Origin of the sequence: Streptomyces sp. NPDC005931, from assembly GCF_042871235.1 — a bacterium.
GTDB lineage: Bacteria > Actinomycetota > Actinomycetes > Streptomycetales > Streptomycetaceae > Streptomyces.
Genome location: NZ_JBIAIG010000001.1, coordinates 337,587 through 357,216 on the forward strand (window position 1 = coordinate 337,587; position 19,630 = coordinate 357,216).

The following is a 19,630-nucleotide window of genomic DNA, read 5'->3' on the forward strand; positions in this document are numbered from 1 at the left end:
TTGACCTGCGCCTACAGCACCGGCAAGTTCTTGCGCAGCTCGAACGCCGTGACCTCCGAGCGGTACTCCTCCCACTCCTGCCGCTTGTTGCGGAGGAAGAAGTCGAAGACGTGCTCGCCCAGGGTCTCGGCGACCAGGTCGCTGCGTTCCATCAGGGTGAGGGCCTCGCCCAGGTTCTGGGGCAGGGGCTCGATGCCCAAGGCGCGGCGTTCCGCGTCCGACAGGGCCCAGACGTCGTCCTCGGCGCCCGGCGGGAGTTCGTAGCTCTCCTCGATGCCCTTCAGGCCCGCGGCCAGCAGGACGGCGTAGGTCAGGTACGGGTTGGCGCCGGAGTCGATGGAACGGACCTCCACGCGGGCCGAGCCGGTCTTGCCGGGCTTGTACATGGGCACGCGGACCAGGGCCGAGCGGTTGTTGTGGCCCCAGCAGATGTACGACGGGGCCTCGCCCCCGGCGCCGGCCGTGCGCTCCGTGCCGCCCCAGATGCGCTTGTAGGAGTTCACCCACTGGTTGGTGACCGCGGAGATCTCCGCCGCGTGCCGCAGCAGGCCCGCGATGAAGGAGCGGCCGACCTTGGAGAGCTGGTACTCCGCGCCGGACTCGTAGAAGGCGTTGCGGTCGCCCTCGAAGAGGGACAGGTGGGTGTGCATGCCGGAGCCCGGGTGCTCGGAGAAGGGCTTGGGCATGAAGGTGGCCTGCACGCCCTGCTCCAGCGCCACCTGCTTCATCACCAGGCGGAACGTCATGATGTTGTCCGCCGTGGACAGCGCGTCCGCGTAGCGCAGGTCGATCTCCTGCTGGCCGGGGGCGCCCTCGTGGTGGGAGAACTCCACCGAGATGCCCATCGACTCCAGCATGGTGATCGCCTGGCGGCGGAAGTCCATGCCCACGTTCTGCGGGGTGTGGTCGAAGTAGCCCGAGTTGTCGGCCGGGGTCGGGCGGCTGCCGTCGACCGGCTTGTCCTTCAGCAGGAAGAACTCGATCTCCGGGTGGGTGTAGAAGGTGAAGCCCAGGTCGGAGGTGCGGGCCAGGGCGCGCTTGAGGACGTAGCGCGGGTCCGCGAAGGACGGGGAGCCGTCCGGCATGAGGATGTCGCAGAACATCCGGGCCGTGCCGGGGGCCTCCGCGCGCCAGGGCAGGATCTGGAAGGTGGACGGATCCGGCTTGGCGATCATGTCCGACTCGTAGACGCGGGCGAAGCCCTCGATCGCGGAGCCGTCGAAGCCGATGCCCTCGTCGAAAGCCTGCTCGAGCTCGGCCGGGGCCACCGCCACGGACTTCAGGAAGCCCAGCACGTCCGTGAACCACAGGCGTACGAACCGGATGTCGCGCTCCTCCAACGTCCGGAGCACGAACTCCTGCTGCTTGTCCATCTTCCGCTTCCCCATCCTTGCCGGTCAGGCCGCCTGTCTCTCCCGCGCCACGGGAGGCGGTCGGGCACCCGAGCATCCCACCACATCAGCGTTTCACCTGCGTTGCCGACCTTGATCGGCCGTCCGTCCGTGGCCTGAACGCCTGGCGTACGGCAGGTGTACCGCTCGGTCGCCTCTGTCGCCCATCTTGCCCGTTCGGACGGACATCCGTAACCGGCGGGTCCGCCGGACCCTGCGGCGCGTGGGTCCCCAGAGCCGACCCCCCTTTAATTGGAATTTCGGATGCAAGTTTTAATGGGGTCCGGACCAAGCAGTCGAGCCAGAGGAGAACCGATGCTGTCCGAGCAGTCCGCCGCCACGGTCCGCGCCACGCTTCCCGCCGTGGGCGCGAACCTGGCCGAGATCACCGAGCGCTTCTACGCCGGGATGTTCGCCGCCCGCCCCGAGCTGCTGCGCGACCTGTTCAACCGCGGCAACCAGGCCGCCGGCACCCAGCGGCAGGCCCTCGCGGGATCCATCGCCGCCTTCGCGACGTACCTGGTGGACCACCCGGAGGAACGGCCCGACGCGATGCTCCAGCGCATCGCCCACAAGCACGCCTCGCTCGGGATCACCCCCGACCAGTACGCCATCGTCCATGAGCACCTGTTCGCGGCCATCGCAGGCGTGCTGGGCGAGGCCGTCACGCCCGACGTGGCGGCCGCCTGGGACGAGGTCTACTGGCTGATGGCGAACGCCCTCATCTCCGTCGAGAAACGGCTGTACGAGGAGCGCGGCGGGCAGCAGTGGCGCTCCTGGGAGGTCGTCGAGCGGATCACCGAGACCGCCGACGTCGTCACCTTCCGGGTCCGTCCCGTCGACGGGGGGCCGGTGCGGGGCTTCCGCGCGGGGCAGTACGTCTCCGTCCGGGTCGCCCTCCCGGACGGTGCCCGGCAGATCCGCCAGTACAGCCTCTCCGGAGCGCCCGGCCCGGACGAGCGGCGCTTCAGCGTCAAGCGGGTGCCGGGCGGCCCGACCCCCGAGGGCGAGGTCTCGAACCACCTGCACGCGCGCGTGCGGACCGGTGACGTCCTCGAGCTGTCCGAGGCGTACGGCGATCTCGTCCTCGACGCCGACGCGGACACGCCCCTACTGCTCGCCTCCGCGGGGATCGGGGTCACCCCGATCGTCGCCATGCTGGCGGACCTCGCGGAGAGCGGTCACCGCGCCCCGGTGACCGTCGTGCACGGCGACCGCTCCCCCGCGGACCACGCCCTGCGCACCGACCACGAGGCGTACGCGGCCAAGCTGCCCGACGCGTCCGTGCGGTTCTGGTACGAGCAGGACGCGCCGGCCGGTGCGGACACCGGGTACGTCGACCTCACGCGCGTGCCGGTCGCCACGGGCACGCGCGCGTACCTGTGCGGTCCGCTGCCGTTCATGCGGGCGGTGCGGGAGCAGCTGATCGGCAAGGGTGTGGCGCCGGCCGACATCCACTACGAGGTGTTCGGGCCCGACCTCTGGCTGGCGGCCGAGTAGCCGGATCGCCGGCAGGGGGCCGAGTGGTCGGCCCGCCGGCAGGGCGCCGAGTGGTCCGCCCGCCAGACCCCGCGTCTGCGGCGTGATGCGACCGACAAGCCCTAAGCCGGGTCCCGGGAGATGCCCAGCAGGAGCGCGCCCGTCGGGTCCGCGACGATGTCGGACACCGTGACCGGGTCCAGCGAGGCGAAGAACGCCTCCTGGGCCCGGCGCAGGGCACCGCGCAGACGGCAGGCGGGGCTCAGCGGGCAGGGGGCGTTGGTGGGGGTGCCCTCGCAGTCCACGACGTCGTCCTCGCCCTCGAAGGCGCGGACCAGGGCGCCCACGGACGCCGTGCGGCCCTTCTCCGTCAAAGCGAGGCCGCCGCCCCTGCCGCGCCGGGCGGTGAGCAGGCCCATGTGCTGGAGCTCCGCGACGACCTTCGCGGCGTGGGTGTACGGCACGGCCATGGCCTCGGCGACCTCGCGCGTCGTCGGGTGGGAGTGGCCGGCCACGGCGAGCCGCATCAGGAGGCGCAGGGCCAGATCGGTGGAGCGCAGCAGCCGCATGGCAGGCAGCGTAGGTAATACGCATCCAGCGTTCAAATTATCCGGCGGGATTCGGGGAAAATCGATTCGGGAGTCGGTCTCGGGGGTGGGGTCCGGGAGTGCGGTCCGGGGGTGAGCCCCGGAGTGGGTTGCGGGAATGCGGTCCGGGGGTGAGCCCCGGAGTGGGTTGCGGGAGTGCGGTCCGGGGGTGAGCCCCGGAGTGGGTTACGTACGGGAGTGGGTTCCGGGTTGTTTCGCGGTCTTCCCGTCGCGATCGGGACCCGTTCCCGCAGACCACGTGCGGTCCGTTTCCGCCGCCCCCTACGACTCGCCTCGCCTCCCCCTTACGATCAGATCACCCGTTCGTCACACCCACCCCCCGAAGGACATTCCCCATGGGCTCCGCCAAGAAGAGCAGCGCGGCACGCAAGGCGCGCATAGAGGAGATGCGTCGCGCAGAGCAGGCACGCGAGCGCCGCGGCCGGATCCTCACCATTGGCGCCAGCGTGGTCGTCGTCGCCGGTCTCGTCGTCGGCGGCGTGGTCCTCGTCCAGTCGCAGTCGGACGACGACTCCGGTTCGGCGAGCGACGCCAAGACCTCCGGCCGCTTCGTCGCGGGCAAGGACGGCGTGAAGAAGTGGGAGGGCTCGCTGGCCCGCAACCACGTCACCAAGGCGGTCACGTACCCGACGACACCCCCGGTCGGCGGCGACCACAACCCGGTGTGGATGAACTGCAACGGTGACGTGTACACCAAGGAGATCAACAACACCAACGCCGTGCACTCCCTCGAGCACGGCGCGGTGTGGGTGACCTACAACGCCGACGCCCCGAAGAAGGACGTCGACGCGCTCGCGGCGAAGGTGAAGAAGACGCCGTACACGCTGATGAGCCCGGTCGACGGGCAGAAGGACCCGCTCATGCTCACGGCCTGGGGCCACCAGCGTGCCGTGACCGGCGCGGACGACCCCGCCGTCGACGCGTTCCTCGAGGAGTTCGTGCAGGGCAAGCAGACCCCCGAGCCGGGTGCCGCCTGCACGAACGGGCTGGGGCAGTGAGCCGGTGAGGACCCTCGGACTGATCACCGGAGCCGCGGCGGCGGCGCTCGTCGCGGCCGGTGCGATCACCTACGCCGTCGCCGGGGACGAGGGGTCCGACGGAGCCGGCCGAACGCCCACCGCCGACTCCGCCGACGCCGGGTTCGCCCGCGACATGGCGGTGCACCACCAGCAGGCCGTCGAGATGTCGTACATCGTGCGGGACCGGACGAAGGACGAGGAGGTCCGGCGGCTCGCCTACGACATCGCCCAGACACAGGCGAACCAGCGGGGCATGCTGCTGGGCTGGCTGGACCTGTGGGAGCTGCCCAAGGTGTCCGCCGATCCGCCGATGACCTGGATGGGCATGGGCGACACGGCCTCCGGCAAGGACGGGGCGCTGATGCCGGGCATGGCGACGAACGCCGAGATGAAGCGGCTCGGCTCGCTGAGCGGCAAGGAGGCCGAGGTCTTCTACCTCCAGCTCATGACGGATCACCACAAGGGTGGGGTCCACATGGCGCAGGCCTGTGTCAGCGCGTGCGAGGTCGGCGTGGAGAAGCGGCTCGCGCGGGGGATGGTCGAGGGGCAGGAGTCGGAGATCGATCTGATGGCGGGGATGCTGGAGGAGCGGGGGGCCAGGGCTCGGTCCTAGTGGGGGCGCGGCTCACGGGTGGTGCCTCGTGGCCGGGGCCCGGTGTTCCCGGGTAATCCAATCGCGTCGGATTGACGATTACACTGGGCGCGTGCCTCAACTTCGCCTCGCCCTGAATCAGATCGACTCGCGCGTCGGTGACCTCGCCGGCAACGCGGAAACGATTGTCCGCTGGACCCGGCACTCCGCCGAGCAGGGAGCGCACCTCGTGGCGTTCCCGGAGATGGCGCTGACCGGGTACCCCGTCGAGGACCTCGCTCTGCGGTCGTCCTTCGTGGAGGCCTCCCGCGAGGCCCTGCGCTCCCTCGCCGCACGTCTCGCCGCCGAGGGCTTCGGGGAGCTGCCGGTCATCGTCGGCTACCTCGACCGCAGCGCCGTCGCCCAGCCGAAGTACGGCCAGCCCGCGGGCGCGCCGCAGAACGCGGCGGCCGTGCTGTACGGGGGTGAGGTGGTGCTGGGCTTCGCCAAGCACCACCTGCCGAACTACGGCGTCTTCGACGAGTTCCGGTACTTCGTGCCCGGCGACACCATGCCCGTGCTGCGGCTGCACGGCGTCGATGTCGCCCTCGCCATCTGCGAGGACCTCTGGCAGGACGGCGGCCGCGTGCCGGCCGCCCGGTCGGCACGGGCGGGGCTGCTCGTCTCCATCAACGCCTCGCCCTACGAGCGGGACAAGGACGACACCCGGCTGGAGCTGGTGCGCAAGCGCGCCCAGGAGGCCGGGTGCACCACGGCCTACCTCGCGATGATCGGCGGACAGGACGAGCTCGTCTTCGACGGCGACTCGATCGTCGTCGACCCGGACGGCGAGGTTGTGGCCCGTGCGCCGCAGTTCTCCGAGGGGTGTGTGGTCCTCGACCTCGACCTGCCCGCGGCAGACCCCGACGCGCCGACGGGGGTCGTGGACGACGGGCTGCGCATCGACCGCGTCGTGCTGTCCGAGGAGCCGCTGCCCGCGTACGAGCCGGAGCTGACCGGGGGGTACGCGGAACGGCTTGACGACGACGAGGAGGTGTACTCGGCGCTGGTCGTGGGGCTTCGGGCGTACGTCGCGAAGAACGGGTTCCGGTCCGTGCTGATCGGGTTGTCCGGAGGGATCGACTCGTCGCTGGTCGCGGCGATCGCGTGCGACGCGGTGGGCGCGCAGAACGTGTACGGCGTGTCGATGCCGTCCAAGTACTCCTCCGAGCACTCCAAGGACGACGCGGCGGAGCTGGCGCGGCGGACGGGGCTGAACTACCGGACCATGGCGATCGAGCCGATGTTCGACGCGTACATGGGGGCGCTGGGGCTGACCGGGCTGGCGGAGGAGAACCTCCAGTCGCGGCTGCGGGGCACGCTGCTCATGGCGATCTCCAACCAGGAGGGGCACATCGTGCTGGCGCCCGGCAACAAGTCGGAGCTGGCGGTCGGGTACTCGACGCTGTACGGGGACTCGGTGGGCGCGTACGGGCCGATCAAGGACGTGTACAAGACGCTGGTGTTCCGGCTGGCGGAGTGGCGCAACCGGGCGGCGGTGGAGCGGGGGCAGACGCCGCCGATCCCGGAGAACTCGATCAGCAAGCCGCCGAGTGCGGAGTTGCGGCCCGGGCAGGTGGACACGGACTCGCTGCCGGACTACCCGGTGCTGGACGCGATCCTGGAGCTGTACGTCGACCGGGACCGGGGGGCGGACGAGATCGTCGCGGCCGGGTTCGACGCGGAGCTGGTGGCCAGGACGCTGCGGATGGTGGATGTCGCGGAGTACAAGCGGCGGCAGTATCCGCCGGGGACGAAGATCTCGCCGAAGGGGTTCGGGAAGGACCGGCGGCTGCCGATCACGAACGGGTGGCGGGAGCGGGTTCCTGCGACGGACTGAGCCGGGGGCGGAGCCCGTGCCTTCGACGGACTCAGCCGGGGGCGGAGCCCGTGCCTTCGACGGACTCAGCCGGGGGCGGAGCCCGTGCCTTCGACGGACTCAGCCGGTTGGGCGGGAGCCCGTGCCTGCGGCGGACTCAGCCGGTTGGGCGGGAGCCCGTGCCTGCGGCGGTGCCCCGGGAGTGGCGTCGGCGGGTGCGTGCGGCGAGTGCAGCCTGCGGCGAGCTGAGCGGGGTGGGAGTGCACGTCGATGCCTGCGGCGCCTGTGCGGGTTCGGTGGGGGTTGGTGTAGCGCCCTCGGTTCGGTGGTGGGGCGGGGCCGGGTCGGGGGTGTCCGTCCTCGGTCCGGCGCGGAATCGGTCGGCCGGGAAGCGGGGACGTTGACGCGCCGGCCGCTGCGGGCGGGCACCCCCGCCCCGTCCCCTTCCCGCCGTGGGCGCCTTCTCCGACGCCCACTCCGTCCGTGTGTGGTGCGCCGCGTGCGGCTTCGTCCTCGTCCGTTGTGCGCGTGCGCTGCGCGCCGCGTGCCGCTTCACCCACGCCCACTGTTCCCCTGCGCTGCGCGCCGCGTGCCGCTTCACCCACGCCCACTGTTCCCCTGCGCTGCGCGCCGCGTGCCGCTTCACCCACGCCCACTGTTCCCGTGTGCTGCGCGGGTGGTGCGGCTTCACCCACGCCCACTGTTCCCCTGCGCTGCGCGCCGGGTGCGGCTTCACCCTCGTCCGTTGTGCGCGTGTGCTGCGCGGGTGGTGCGGCTTCACCCACGCCCATTGTTCCCGTGTGCTGCGCGGCCGGGGCGGTCATTTGGGGCCCGTTCGCTGCCCCGCCGCCTGTGGGCCACCCCCGCCAACGATGCATGTCGGTGTCACGTCGTGTGCGGCTGCCGGGGAGTCGGGTCGCGCGGGGCCGGTGGCGGGACGGGTGTCAGTCGGTTGGTGGGGCGAGCTTCACGCGGGCGGCGACGGGGAGGTGGTCGCTCGCCGTTGCCGGCAGCGTCCACGAGGTCTCCGGTTCCGCCCCCTTGACCATGATCTGGTCGATCCTCGCCATCGGGAACGACGCCGGCCAGCTGAAGCCGAAGCCGCTGCCCGCCGCGCCCTGGGTGGAGCGCATCTGGGAGGTGACGCCGTTCAGGGCGCGGTCGTTCATGGTGCCGTTGAGGTCGCCGAGCAGCACGACGTTGGTCAGGGGCTCGTGGGCGATCGCCTCCCCCAGGGCGTCCGCGCTCTTGTCGCGCTGGCGGGCCGTGAAGCCGGCCTCCAGCTTCACCCGGACCGACGGCAGGTGGGCGACGTAGACGGCGACCGGACCCGCGGGGGTGGTGACCGTGGCCCGCATCGCGCGCTTCCAGCCCAGGCGGATGTCGACGGCCTCCACGCCGCCCATGGGGTACTTGCTCCACAGCCCCACCGTGCCGACGACCGCGTGGTACTTGTACGTCGACTGCAGCGCCTTCTCGTACGTCGGGGCGGCCGTCGCCGTGAGCTCCTCCAGGGCCAGCACGTCCGCGCCGGAGGCGGCCACCTCCCGGGCCGTGCGGGAGGGATCCGGGTTGTCGGCGTTGACGTTGTGCGTGGCCACCGTCAGGTCGCCGCCGGAGCCGGCCTTGTCGGTGAGCAGGCCGCCGAAGAGGTTCAGCCAGACGACGGCGGGCAGCACGGTCGCGATCAGTGCCGTCGCGGACCTGCGGACCAGGGCGAGCAGCAGTAGGACCGGGACGGTGAGACCCAGCCAGGGCAGGAAGGTCTCGACCAGGCTCCCCAGGCTGCCCACCCTGTTCGGGATGTGGGCGTGCGCCAGCATCACCAGGGCCAGCAGGCAGGCGCAGACGGCCAGGACCAGCCCTCGGCGCCAGATGCGCCGGTCGCCGCGCCAGCCTCTCGCCAGACGGTCCAGCAGGCGCCGGAGCCGGGGGGCTCGGCGCTCGGGCCCCGAGCCGCCGTTGTCCGTCTCCGTCATGTACGCCTGCTGCGCCATACCGTCGCCTCACAACCTGCCGTGCACACCGTGTCCCCGTGTGGCCAAAACCCTAGGGGATGATCGGTTCCTTTCCTGCCGCCCTGGGACGGCCTTACGGGGGCGATGACGTACGGGGCCGTTCCGGGAGTTCCGGGGTGACCGAGGAAAGCGTGCTCTGTGACGAAACGCGCACGACGGGGACGCGGCGGAAGGGGATTGCGAGTTGGCGGGGTCGTGGCCCGAAGGTGCCGTTGCCGGTCCGGCCGGTGGGACGGGCCCACCGGCCGGACCTGGTGTCCCGTCAGGCGAACGGGATGGTGAGGACGGAGCCTCTGCTCACCTGGAGGGTGGAGGGGCCGTTGCCCAGGGCGCTCCAGACCTCGACGCGGACGATGCCACCGTCCAGGTCGCCCAGGGTGCCCGAGGCGGAGTGCAGGCCCTGCCGGGCCGAGGAGTACTCCTCCCAGCCCGGGATCGGGTCGGTGGCGAAGTAGCGGAACGTCTCGACGCGGTCGAACGTGCCGTCGCCGGTCAGGTCGTACGACACCCGGGCCTGCTGAGCGTGGCCGACGGAGGTGCCCGCGTCCACCTTGAAGGTGAAGGCGGTGGAGGAGCCCGCCCTCAGGCTGCCGTTGACGTTATCGACCTCGTAGACGAGCGGGTTTTTCGGAGTTCCGTCGTTGTTGGTGCCTTCGGCGGAGGGGATGGTGTCGGAGGAACCGGTCGCGGCCGCCTCGGTGGCGAGCCCGCCGCCCGGCTGCGGGTAGAAGGTGTCGCCCGTGACCGGCGGGTCGCCCGCGGTGGTCACCTTCAGCGTGCCGCTCGCCGGACCGGCCTGGCCGGCCGTGTCACGGGCCTTGACGCTGTACGTGTACACGGTTCCGGCTGTCAGCCCGGTGTCGGTGTACGTGGTGCCGGTGACGGTGGCGACCTTGGTGGTGCCGCGGAAGACGTCATAGTTCCTGACGCCCTTGTCGTCGTTCGCCGCCTCCCACGTCAGCTCGACGGAGGTGCTGGTGACCTCGCCGGCCACCGGGGTGCCGGGCGCGCCGGGCGGCTGGTCACGCGTGCCGGTGGTGGTGACGGTCACGGTGCCGCCGGCCGGTCCGACCTGGTGGGAGGTGTCGCGGGCCCTGACGCTGTAGGTGTACTCGGTTCCCGAGGCCAGCCCGGTGTCCGTGTACGTGGTGTCGGTGACGGTGGCGATCTTGACGTCGCCGCGGTAGACGTCGTAGTCCTTGATGCCGAGGTCGTCGGTCGCCGCTTCCCAGGTCAGCGCGACGGACGTGTCGGTGATGTCGCCGACGACCGGGGTGCCGGGCGCACTGGGCCTGTCGTCACCCGCGGCGCCGCACAGCGTGCCGAGCTCGGCGTCGTCGCCCGCCCCGGACGCCGTCGACTTCGCCGGGACGTTGAGCACGCCGCCGTCGGAGAAGAGAACCGAGCACGTCTCGGCGCCGTAGTTGTGCGCGGCGTAGGTCTTGGTGCCGTTCTTGGCGAAGACGACGGCCGTCGGCGAGTTGGCCGTGACGGTCATGTCCGGAGCGCCGAGGGAGTTCATCGTGGAGACCCAGTGGTAGGTGTGGGCCTTGGTCTCGCCGGCCTCGGGAACGTACCCGCCGTTGTACTGGTTCCAGGACTGCATGGCCTTGGCAGGGTCGTAGAGGGCCTGGACCTGCCAGAAGATGTCCTTCCACTCGACGGCCGGGCCGCCGTTCTCCTCCTCCATCTCGGTCACGCTGCGGCGCAGCATGTCCTTCTCACGTGCCAGGTGCAGCGAACCGCCCGTCGCAGGAAGGAAGTTGATGCCGTGGATCTCCTCGGGGTTGGCCGTCCACCAAGTGGCGTAGGCGCCGCCGCTGCTCCAGACCATGCCCACCACGTCGTGGGTGAAGTCCTCGGGGTAGACCTGCTGCTCGGCGTCGAACCAGTACTGCGCGATCGACTCCGACTCGGTCGTCATCATGTAGACGCCCTGGTCGCGCAGCGCCTTGTCGCCCATGGCCGAGCCCCACATGATCAGGCCGGCGCTGAGGTTGATCGACTCCGAGGACGACTCCTGGTTGTTGCCGGCGGCGAAGGCCTCGTGGCCGGCGGCCCAGCTGTGGCCCGCGTAGACGTCGAAGCCGCGCAGGAACGGGTACCTGGCGCTGTCCCTGGCCGGGTTGGCGGCGTCCCTGATGAGCTCCTTCACCATGCCGCCCCACTCGGAGTCGGCGGCCCATCGCGGGTCGTACTGCGCCACGATCGCCGCGGCCATGACGTAGTACGAGTAGTGGAAGTGGTGGTCGTTGAGCTCCTGGTCGCTGCCGTAGGAGGCCGGGTAGCCGATGAGCGTGCGCCAGTCCTTGTCGTAGGAGAACTCCGACGGCCCACCGACGGTGAACCACTCCTCCATGCGGCCCTTGAGCAGCTCGACGAGCCTGTCGCGGCTCGCGGTGTCACCGAGCTGGTCGGCGATCGGCACGAGCTGGGCGAGCTTGCCCAGGGCCTTGCCGGTCCAGTAGGTGTCGATGGCGCCGCTGAACGGGTCGCCCTGTGTCAGCACCTCGTTGATGTGCGCCTTGAGCTTGGTCTTGTCGACGCCCGCGGCACTCGGTAACCCCGGCAGCACGCCGTTCACCTTCTGCACGGTGGTGAACGTCCTGCTCTCGCGGACCTTCATCTCGCCGCGCGGGGACACGTAGCGGTAGTCGGTCAGGGGGTCGGAGGTGTGCAGCCATTGGTGGCGGTACAGCGCCTGGAGGGTGCCCGTCTGCGTACCCTCCTTCGCCTCGGTGGTCAACGAGTAGGTCGCCTCGACCTCCCCGTCGCCCTCCCGGTACTCCCAGTCCACCGTGGAGCCGGTCACAAAACTGAAGGCGTACTTCGTGTAGTCGGCCAGCGCTTCCTTGTTGGGCAGGATCGCCAGGGAGAAGTAGTCCTTGGAGCCGAGGTCGGCCTTGATGTCGTTGCCGGACACCGTCCAGTCGCTGCTGCTCGGGGCGAACAGCGCGTAGTGGTGGCCGGAGATGGTGACGCCGAGGACGTTGCCCCGGTCGGCGAAGACGGTCGGCTGGACCGCGGCGCTGATCTGCGCGGCGCCGCCCGTGCCTTCGGCATACACGTATGGCATGCCGTGGCCGATGGTCGTCCGAAGCGTGCGTGTGCCGTCGCTCCAGTACGGGGTGACGGTCCAGTCGCTCCACCCGCCCGCCTTGGCATCGGGCGAGTTGAGTCCGGTGAGGCCGAGGGTCAGGTCGGCCTTGTGCGGGAACTCGTACTGGCGTCCGCCACCGACGATCTGGTGCGTGGTCGGGTAACCGACCTCCAGACCGCCGGACACCGCCTTGTAGGTGAGGGGGTGCCCGTACATGTTCTCCGACCACGGGTTGCTGGAGAACCGCTGGAAGGCCAATGAGGACCACCAGTCGTTGGTCGGCACCGGTTTGTCCGCCATGGCCGGCGTGACCTTCGGCCTGACCGCCTGGCCGCCGTTGTTGGAGGGGCCCTGCCGCCCGGCCGGCCGGACGTCACTGTAACTACCCTTGCCCACCTCGATGGTGGCGGCCGAGGCGACGCCGCTGGCGACGGTGGCCACGAGGCCCCCCGCGGCCATCACGGCTGCCGACAGCAGCGCCAGGGGTCTATGGAGTCTCATGGGCAACCTCTCTGAGAGCGCTCTCAAGGTGGCGTCAACGTAGGCATCGGGCAAAGAACGGTCAATACTTCAAGCACGAATTGGTGCCCGCGGCCCGCGCGACGGCCGACGGCTACGGAGGTGCAGGCCTCAACCAATCGGGTACTTCGGCCGGACCGTCCCGCACACAGGCCGGAGACAGTCGCGGTCGGCGCCGCTTGCGGGCCACTCCGCTGACCTGAAAGCCCTCTCAGACCGGGGTGGGGGAATCTATCCTGTCTACTGGGAGGAGCGGCAGGCGATAGGTGCCGCGCGGCAGACCAGGAGTTCCCTTGCCCGAGCAGACAGCGGCAAACCGTCCGACGCTGGAGGCTGTCGCTGCGCGGGCGGGCGTGTCACGAGCGACGGTGTCGCGCGTGGTCAACGGCGGCGCCGGTGTGCGTCAGCCGCTGGTCGACAAGGTGCGCACGGCGGTCGACGAGCTGGGTTACGTCCCCAATCACGCGGCGCGTTCGCTGGTGACGCGTCGGCACGGCGCGGTCGCCGTGATCATCGCGGAGCCCGAGTTCCGGGTCTTCTCCGACCCGTTCTTCGCGCAGCAACTCCGGGGCATCAGCCGGGAGCTGACCGCCAACGACATCCAGTTGGTGCTGCTGTGGGTGGAGAACGAGTCCGATCACGGGCGGATCGCCCGGTACCTCGCCGGGGGCCACGTCGATGGCGCGATCGCCTTCTCCCTGCACGGCGACGATCGCCTGCCGACGCTGATCACCGAGAGCAAGGTCCCCACGGTCCTCGGCGGCCGTCCGGGGGCCGACGCCGGCTCCCTGCCGTACGTCGACACCGACAACCGGGGCGGCGCGCGGGCGGCGGTGCACCACCTCGTCTCCCTGGGGCGCCGCACCATCGCGCACATCGCAGGCCCGGGCGACCAGACCTCGGCGCTGGACCGGATCGCCGGCTATCACGACGTGCTGATCGATCCCGACCCGGAGTTGCTGCGCGAGGGTCACTTCACCGAGGAGAGCGGCGCCCGGGCCATGGCGGAGCTGCTCGACCGGCGGCCCGATGTCGACGGCGTCTTCGTCGCCAACGACCTCATGGCGCTGGGCGCTCTGCGCGTGCTGCGCGAGCGGGGTCTGCGGGTGCCGCAGGATGTGGCGGTGGTCGGCTTCGACGACATGGACGCGGTGGTGAGTGTCAGCGACCCGGCGCTCACCACGGTGCGCCAGGACGTCGAAGGACTGGGCAGGCTGACGGTGAAGCTCCTGATCAAACTGCTGAACCGGCAGGCCGGCCACGTCCCCGCGTCCGTGATCATGCCGACGACCCTGGTCCGCCGCGCCTCGGCGTGAGGACCGGCTCCCGGGCGGTCCCGGGAGTGCGACATCGTGCCCACTTCCGGCCCCGGGGCGATCGGCCCGACCACGGCGTTCCCCGCGGCCACCGGCCCATCGGGGCCGCACCCGTCACACTCACCGGCGACACGACTGTCCTGCGGTTCCCGGACGGGTTCCGGTGGGGCACCGCCACCGCCACGGCCGCCTACCGAGGGCGCCGCCGCCGAGGACGGCCGCGCGCCCTCCAACCGGGACTTTCAGCCACACCCCCGGCAAGGTCCGCAACGGCGACACCGGCGACATCGCCGCCGACCGCTGCCACCGTATGCACGAGGACGCCTGACGGGTGACAGACCTCAGCCGTCGGCCGGGCGCAGCCCTCCGAGGAGTGTGTCCACCACGCGTTCGGCGAGGTCGTCCGGGAGGTTGGCGTCGGGGTTGAGGACCGTGCGGACCAGTAGAGGGCCCACCACGATGTCGTTGAGCAGGTCGAGGTCGACGTCGGCGCGGAGTTCGCCGTTGTCCCGGCCGCGGCGCAGCACCTCCAGGACGAGTCTGCGGCGCGGTGCTATGACGCTGCTGTGGTAGGCGGCCCAGATTTTGGGGCTGCTCTTCATCTGGGCGTGCACGTTGTGCAGGATCACCGAGGAGCGGCTGGCCAGGCCGCGCCGGCGCAGGGCATCCAGCAGGACGACGAGGTCGTCGCGCATGGAGGTGCCGGGGAGTGCGGGGTCGGGGGGCTCGGCGGCGCGCAGGACGTCGACGAACAGTTCCTCCTTGCCGCGCCAGCGGCGGTAGATCGTGGCCTTGCCGACGCCGGCCGTGCGGGCGACGCGTTCGATGGAGACTTCGGCGAGGGGCACGCCCTCCTCCAGGAGCCTCATCGCCCCCTCGACGATCGCGCGTTCCACCGCCTCGCTGCGGGGGCGGCCGCGCGGGGGGCCGTCCTGCCGGGGACCGGTCTCGGCGAGGCTCACGTCGGTGCGTCCTTTCCGTGGGCTGGGACGATTCTCCCGGGTCGGCCGCCCGCCCGGGGACCCCGGGGACGTCATTCCGCCGCCGGGACCAACTCCTGGTCCTGCTCGCCCCCTTCGGACGCCGGTGTGCGGCCCGGCAGGAACAGGGCGACGACGACCGCGCCGAGCACGGCGATGCCCGCTCCCCACAGCGCCGTGACGTGCATCGCGTGCAGGAAGGCGTCGTTGGCGGGGCCGACCAGGGCCTCACCGCGCGGGCCCATCCGGTCCGCCGCGGCCAGGGTGGCCTCGATGGACTCACCGGCGGCATGGCGTGCGCCGGGCGGCAGCAGGGCGAGTTCGTCCTCGATGCCGAGGCGGTAGGCGGTGGAGAGCACAGAGCCGAGCACCGCGATGCCGAGGGCGCCGCCGACCTGGCGGAAGGTGTTGCTGAGCGCGGAGGCCGAGCCCGCCTTCTCACGCGGCAGGGCCTGCATGATGACGACGCTGACCGGCGTCATGATGTGCGCCATGCCGGCGCCCATGAGGAAGAAGACGGCCTCGAGGATCCAGATCGGGGTGTGCGCGTCGAGGACCGCGAACGCGGCGAGCGTCGCCGCCAGGACCAGCATGCCGCCGGTCGTGGTGGCCCGGTTGCCGAAGCGGTCCACGAGCAGACGGGCCCGTGGGGCGAAGATCATCTGCGCGGCGGCCAGCGGCAGCATCAGCAGACCGGTCTCCAGGGGGGAGTAGCCGCGCACGCTCTGGGTGTAGAACACCGCGAAGAAGGTCACGCCCATCAGCGCGAAGAAGACCAGCGCGATGGCGGCGATCGCGGCGGAGAAGACCTTGTTCCTGAAATAGCGCACGTCGATGGACGGGTGGTCGCTGCGCTTCTCGAAGAGCACGAACAGCACGAGTACGGCGAGTCCCACGCCGGTGGTCGACAGCACGGTGGCGTCGGTGAAGTCGGCGAGCTGGCCGCCCTTGATGATGCCGTAGACCAGCAGGACGAGGCCGACGACGGACAGCACGACGCCGACCGGGTCGATCCGGCCCGGATCGGGGTCGCGGGAGTCGGGCACCAGCCACAGCATCAGGCCGACCGCGAGGAGCACGATCGGCACGTTGATCAGGAAGACCGAGCCCCACCAGAAGTGGTCGAGCAGCGCGCCGCCGGTGATGGGGCCGATGGCGATGGCCAGGCCCACGCCGCCCGCCCAGATGCCGATGGCCTTCGGCTGCTCGTCGCGCTCGAAGACGTTCATCAGCACGGCCAGCGTCGCCGGCATGACGAACGCGGCCCCCAGGCCCATCAGGGCGCGGAAGCCGATCAGCTGGGTCGGCGAGCCGGAGAACGCGGCCAGCGCCGAGCCGATCCCGAACACCGCGAGGCCGCCGATCAGCACCTTCTTGCGGCCCAGCCGGTCGCCCAGCAGTCCCGCGGTGAACAGCAGGCCCGCGAAGACGAGCGTGTAGGAGTTGATCGCCCACTCCAGCTCGCTCTGGGTGGCGCCCAGACCGGTGGGTGCGGGGGTGGAGATCGTCTTGATGGCGACGTTCAGGATCGAGTTGTCCAGGACGACGATCAGCAGGCTCAGCATCAGCACGCCGAGGATCGCCCAGCGGCGCCGGTGCACGGCTTCCGGGGTCCGGGGGGCGGGAGCGGCGGGAGTGGTCATGCGGTCCAGCCTAGGCACACTGCCCGGAAATTTCGATACGAGACCGTCTCGTATCGCAACCCTTTGCCGAGACCTTGCCCCGGCGCGACGTGACCGGGGCAGGACCGAACTCACAGGGGGTCCCCTGGCCCTCGCCCGGCCGAGGTGCCACCATGGACGTGGTCCGGGGACGCCGTCAGGGCGCCTCGAGATGACGTGTTAGGAGCCGTTGCAATGACGCAGCTTTCGGCTGCCCAGACCGTGACGTCAGGTCCCTCCGACGGCAGCAAGGCGCTGTACGGGGGCAAGGGCACGCGCCGCATCACCGTCCGCGACATCGCCGCCGCCAAGGAGCGCGGCGAGAAGTGGCCCATGCTCACCGCCTACGACGCGATGACCGCGTCCGTCTTCGACGAGGCCGGCATCCCGGTCATGCTCGTCGGCGACTCCGCGGGCAACTGCCACCTCGGGTACGACACCACCGTGCCCGTCACCCTCGACGAGATGACCATGCTGTCCGCCGCGGTGGTGCGCGGCACCCGGCGCGCCCTGATCGTGGGCGACCTGCCCTTCGGCTCGTACCAGGAGGGCCCGGTGCAGGCGCTGCGCTCGGCGACCCGGCTGGTCAAGGAGGCGGGGGTGCAGGCCGTGAAGCTGGAGGGCGGCGAGCGGTCGCACGAGCAGATCCGGCTGCTGGTCGAGTCCGGCATCCCCGTGATGGCGCACATCGGCCTCACCCCGCAGTCGGTCAACGCCATGGGCTACCGCGTCCAGGGCCGCGGCGAGGAGGCCGCCCAGCAGTTGCTGCGGGACGCCAAGGCCGTGCAGGACGCGGGCGCGTTCGCGGTGGTGCTGGAGCTGGTGCCGGCCGAGCTGGCCGCCGAGGTCACCCGTGTGCTGCACATCCCGACGGTCGGGATCGGGGCCGGGCCGCAGACGGACGCGCAGGTGCTGGTGTGGACCGACATGCTCGGGCTGACCGGCGGGCGGGTGCCGAAGTTCGTCAAGCAGTACGCCGACCTGCGCGCGGTGATGAGCGGTGCGGCGAAGGCGTTCGCCGAGGACGTCGTCGGCGGGACGTTCCCGCAGGAGGAGCACTCCGTCCACTGAGCCACCGCCGCACCACCGCCGGCCCCGCCGATCGTCCCCCGTCGGCGGGGCCGGCGCCCTGTGTGCCTCCGGTCTGCCGGTGGTGTCGGTGGTCCGTCGGTGATCCGTCGGTGGTCCGTCGGCGGTCTCGGTGCATGTCGGTGGTTCGTCGGGCGGATCCGGCAACGTCGGGGGCATGACGCGAATCGAGAAGAAAGCCGGTGGGGCGGCCGTCACCGTGCGGGGGCTGGTCAAGCACTACGGGGAGACCAAGGCGCTGGACGGGGTCGACCTGGACGTGCGGGAGGGCACCGTGATGGGGGTGCTCGGGCCGAACGGAGCCGGCAAGACCACGCTGGTGCGGATCCTGTCCACGCTGCTCGCGCCGACCGCCGGACGGGCCACCGTCGCCGGGTACGACGTGGTGCGCCAGCCGCGGCAGCTGCGCCGGGTGATCGGGCTGACCGGGCAGTACGCCTCGGTGGACGAGAAGCTGCCGGGCTGGGAGAACCTGTACCTGATCGGGCGGCTGCTCGACCTGACCCGCAAGGAGGCCCGGGTCCGCGCCGACGAACTGCTGGAGCGGTTCTCGCTGACCGAGGCGGCACGGCGCCCGGCCGCCACCTACTCGGGCGGGATGCGGCGCCGGCTGGACCTGGCCGCCTCCATGATCGGCAGGCCGGCCGTGCTCTACCTGGACGAGCCGACCACGGGTCTGGACCCCCGCACCCGCAACGAGGTGTGGAACGAGGTCGAGCGGCTGGTCGGTGACGGGGTGACCGTGCTGCTGACCACCCAGTACATGGAGGAGGCCGAGCAGCTCGCCACCGAGCTGACCGTCGTGGACCGCGGCCGGGTCGTCGCCGGCGGTGGCATCGAGGAGCTGAAGGCCCGGGTCGGCGGCCGCACCCTGCGGATCCGCCCGGCCGACCCGCGCCGGCTGCGACCGCTGGCCGACGCCCTGGACGCCCTGGGCATCACCGGGCTCGCCACCACGACCGTGGACGCCGAGCGCGGCGCGGTGCTCGTCCCCGTCCTCAGCGACGAGCAGCTGACCGCCGTGGTCGGCGCGGTCACCGCGCGGGGCATCACCCTCGCCTCCATCACCACCGAACTGCCCAGCCTGGACGAGGTGTTCCTCTCCCTCACCGGCCACCGTGCCGGTGTCCCGCAGGACAGCGTGCCCGCCGACACCCGCGAGGAGGTCGCCGTATGAGCGCCACCACCACTGCCACCGCCGGCCCCGCCGCGGACGCCCGGATCCCGCTGCGCGGGCATCTGCGCCACACCGGGGCGCTTGTGCGCCGCAACCTGCTGTGGATCCGGCAGGACCCGGAGTCGATGTTCGACGCGGTGCTGTTCCCGGTCGTCTTCACGCTGCTGTTCGTGTACGTCTTCGGTGGCTCCATCGGCCAGGCGCTGGGCGGCGGTCAGGAGGAGTACGTGCACTACATCGTGCCCGGACTGATGGCCATGATGGGCATGAACATGGCCCAGGGGGTGGGCACCGGGTTCAACCAGGACTTCAACACCGGGGTGATGGACCGGTTCCGGTCGCTGCCGATCGGCCGTGGCTCGGTGCTCTTCGCCAAGATCGCGGTGGAGCTGATGCGGATGCTGATCGCCACCGCGATCCTCATGGTGGTCGGCGTCCTGGTCGGCTTCGACATCACCCGCTGGACGGGGCTGTTCGCCGCCGTGGGGCTGTCCGCGGTGTTCGGCTCGGCGCTGATGTGGATCTTCCTCACGCTGGGAGTGGTGATGAAGAACGCGCAGTCGGTGCAGGCGATGGGCTTCCTGGTGCTGATGCCCCTCCAGTTCGGCTCGTCGATCTTCGCTCCGCCCCGGTCGATGCCGGGCTGGCTCCAGACCTTCACCGACTACAACCCGCTGTCCTCGCTGGCGGACGCCGCGCGCGGGCTGATGGTGGGCGGCCCGGTCGCCGACGACGTGTGGATGACGCTGGGCTGGTCGGTGGCGATCACGGCGGTGATGGCGCCGATCGCAATCCACAAGTTCCGGACCAAGAGCTGACGGGC

The 19,630-nt window shown here is 71.0% G+C and carries 14 protein-coding genes and 1 pseudogene; 9 read left to right on the forward strand and 6 right to left on the reverse strand.

The window, feature by feature from the left end; translation table 11 throughout:
* Positions 1 to 11: 11 nt before the first annotated feature.
* On the reverse strand, positions 12 to 1,373 hold the full coding sequence (gene glnA, locus ACFYOV_RS01500; protein WP_389081377.1) for a type I glutamate--ammonia ligase: 1,362 nt from the start codon (positions 1,371 to 1,373) through the stop codon (positions 12 to 14).
* 333 nt (positions 1,374 to 1,706) lie between these two features.
* Here glnA and ACFYOV_RS01505 point away from each other — a divergent pair, with 333 nt between their 5' ends.
* Complete coding sequence (locus ACFYOV_RS01505; protein ID WP_389081379.1) at positions 1,707 to 2,891, forward strand: globin domain-containing protein; 1,185 nt, start codon at positions 1,707 to 1,709, stop codon at positions 2,889 to 2,891.
* 101 nt (positions 2,892 to 2,992) lie between these two features.
* Here ACFYOV_RS01505 and ACFYOV_RS01510 read toward each other — a convergent pair whose 3' ends face one another.
* Entirely contained in the window at positions 2,993 to 3,439 is a 447-nt protein-coding gene (locus tag ACFYOV_RS01510) for an RrF2 family transcriptional regulator (protein WP_389081382.1), read from the reverse strand.
* Between the two features lie 374 nt (positions 3,440 to 3,813).
* On the opposite strand from ACFYOV_RS01510, the gene ACFYOV_RS01515 reads away from it, so the two are divergent.
* The 3 genes from ACFYOV_RS01515 (at position 3,814) to ACFYOV_RS01525 (ending at position 6,968) form a co-directional block, all read left to right on the forward strand.
* Positions 3,814 to 4,476 carry a DUF3105 domain-containing protein gene (locus ACFYOV_RS01515; protein WP_389081384.1) on the forward strand — a complete coding sequence of 221 codons (663 nt, stop codon included), beginning with the start codon at positions 3,814 to 3,816 and terminating at the stop codon, positions 4,474 to 4,476.
* Positions 4,477 to 4,480: 4 nt separating this feature from the next.
* Positions 4,481 to 5,110 (forward strand): DUF305 domain-containing protein, encoded by a 630-nt coding sequence (locus ACFYOV_RS01520; RefSeq protein ID WP_389081386.1) that lies wholly within the window; start codon positions 4,481 to 4,483, stop codon positions 5,108 to 5,110.
* Between the two features lie 91 nt (positions 5,111 to 5,201).
* The gene (locus ACFYOV_RS01525; protein WP_389081389.1) at positions 5,202 to 6,968 is read left to right on the forward strand and encodes an NAD+ synthase; all 1,767 of its coding nucleotides are present in this window, start codon (positions 5,202 to 5,204) and stop codon (positions 6,966 to 6,968) included.
* Positions 6,969 to 7,891: 923 nt separating this feature from the next.
* Here the strand turns inward: ACFYOV_RS01525 and ACFYOV_RS01530 are convergent.
* Both ACFYOV_RS01530 and ACFYOV_RS01535 read right to left on the reverse strand, forming a co-directional pair.
* Positions 7,892 to 8,944 carry an endonuclease/exonuclease/phosphatase family protein gene (locus tag ACFYOV_RS01530; protein ID WP_389081391.1) on the reverse strand — a complete coding sequence of 351 codons (1,053 nt, stop codon included), beginning with the start codon at positions 8,942 to 8,944 and terminating at the stop codon, positions 7,892 to 7,894.
* A gap of 283 nt (positions 8,945 to 9,227) precedes the next feature.
* Positions 9,228 to 12,566 carry a glycosyl hydrolase gene (locus ACFYOV_RS01535; RefSeq protein ID WP_389081394.1) on the reverse strand — a complete coding sequence of 1,113 codons (3,339 nt, stop codon included), beginning with the start codon at positions 12,564 to 12,566 and terminating at the stop codon, positions 9,228 to 9,230.
* Between the two features lie 311 nt (positions 12,567 to 12,877).
* Between ACFYOV_RS01535 and ACFYOV_RS01540 the strand changes: the two genes are divergently transcribed.
* Complete coding sequence (locus ACFYOV_RS01540) at positions 12,878 to 13,900, forward strand: LacI family DNA-binding transcriptional regulator (RefSeq protein ID WP_389081396.1); 1,023 nt, start codon at positions 12,878 to 12,880, stop codon at positions 13,898 to 13,900.
* Positions 13,901 to 13,998: 98 nt separating this feature from the next.
* Positions 13,999 to 14,222: pseudogene (locus ACFYOV_RS01545) on the forward strand (family 1 glycosylhydrolase); the annotation flags it as partial.
* A 19-nt stretch (positions 14,223 to 14,241) separates the two neighbouring features.
* Here ACFYOV_RS01545 and ACFYOV_RS01550 read toward each other — a convergent pair.
* The gene (locus ACFYOV_RS01550; RefSeq protein WP_389081398.1) at positions 14,242 to 14,862 is read right to left on the reverse strand and encodes a TetR/AcrR family transcriptional regulator; all 621 of its coding nucleotides are present in this window, start codon (positions 14,860 to 14,862) and stop codon (positions 14,242 to 14,244) included.
* A 71-nt stretch (positions 14,863 to 14,933) separates the two neighbouring features.
* Entirely contained in the window at positions 14,934 to 16,523 is a 1,590-nt protein-coding gene (locus ACFYOV_RS01555; RefSeq protein ID WP_389081401.1) for an MFS transporter, read from the reverse strand.
* Positions 16,524 to 16,736: 213 nt separating this feature from the next.
* Between ACFYOV_RS01555 and panB the strand changes: the two genes are divergently transcribed.
* The 3 genes from panB (at position 16,737) to ACFYOV_RS01570 (ending at position 19,625) form a co-directional block, all read left to right on the forward strand.
* Positions 16,737 to 17,612 (forward strand): 3-methyl-2-oxobutanoate hydroxymethyltransferase, encoded by an 876-nt coding sequence (gene panB, locus ACFYOV_RS01560; RefSeq protein WP_389081403.1) that lies wholly within the window; start codon positions 16,737 to 16,739, stop codon positions 17,610 to 17,612.
* Positions 17,613 to 17,787: 175 nt separating this feature from the next.
* The gene (locus ACFYOV_RS01565) at positions 17,788 to 18,807 is read left to right on the forward strand and encodes an ATP-binding cassette domain-containing protein (protein WP_389081406.1); all 1,020 of its coding nucleotides are present in this window, start codon (positions 17,788 to 17,790) and stop codon (positions 18,805 to 18,807) included.
* Complete coding sequence (locus ACFYOV_RS01570) at positions 18,804 to 19,625, forward strand: ABC transporter permease (RefSeq protein ID WP_389081408.1); 822 nt, start codon at positions 18,804 to 18,806, stop codon at positions 19,623 to 19,625. The genes ACFYOV_RS01565 and ACFYOV_RS01570 overlap by 4 nt, the downstream gene beginning before the upstream one ends.
* Positions 19,626 to 19,630 lie beyond the last annotated feature (5 nt).

Coding starts and splice junctions, on each gene's coding strand:
- glnA (WP_389081377.1), bottom strand. CDS start 1,373: ATGGACAAGCAGCAGGAGTTCGTGCTCCGGACGTTGGAGGAGCGCGAC.
- ACFYOV_RS01505 (WP_389081379.1), top strand. CDS start 1,707: ATGCTGTCCGAGCAGTCCGCCGCCACGGTCCGCGCCACGCTTCCCGCC.
- ACFYOV_RS01510 (WP_389081382.1), bottom strand. CDS start 3,439: ATGCGGCTGCTGCGCTCCACCGATCTGGCCCTGCGCCTCCTGATGCGG.
- ACFYOV_RS01515 (WP_389081384.1), top strand. CDS start 3,814: ATGGGCTCCGCCAAGAAGAGCAGCGCGGCACGCAAGGCGCGCATAGAG.
- ACFYOV_RS01530 (WP_389081391.1), bottom strand. CDS start 8,944: ATGGCGCAGCAGGCGTACATGACGGAGACGGACAACGGCGGCTCGGGG.
- ACFYOV_RS01535 (WP_389081394.1), bottom strand. CDS start 12,566: ATGAGACTCCATAGACCCCTGGCGCTGCTGTCGGCAGCCGTGATGGCC.
- ACFYOV_RS01555 (WP_389081401.1), bottom strand. CDS start 16,523: ATGACCACTCCCGCCGCTCCCGCCCCCCGGACCCCGGAAGCCGTGCAC.
- panB (WP_389081403.1), top strand. CDS start 16,737: ATGACGCAGCTTTCGGCTGCCCAGACCGTGACGTCAGGTCCCTCCGAC.
- ACFYOV_RS01565 (WP_389081406.1), top strand. CDS start 17,788: ATGACGCGAATCGAGAAGAAAGCCGGTGGGGCGGCCGTCACCGTGCGG.
- ACFYOV_RS01570 (WP_389081408.1), top strand. CDS start 18,804: ATGAGCGCCACCACCACTGCCACCGCCGGCCCCGCCGCGGACGCCCGG.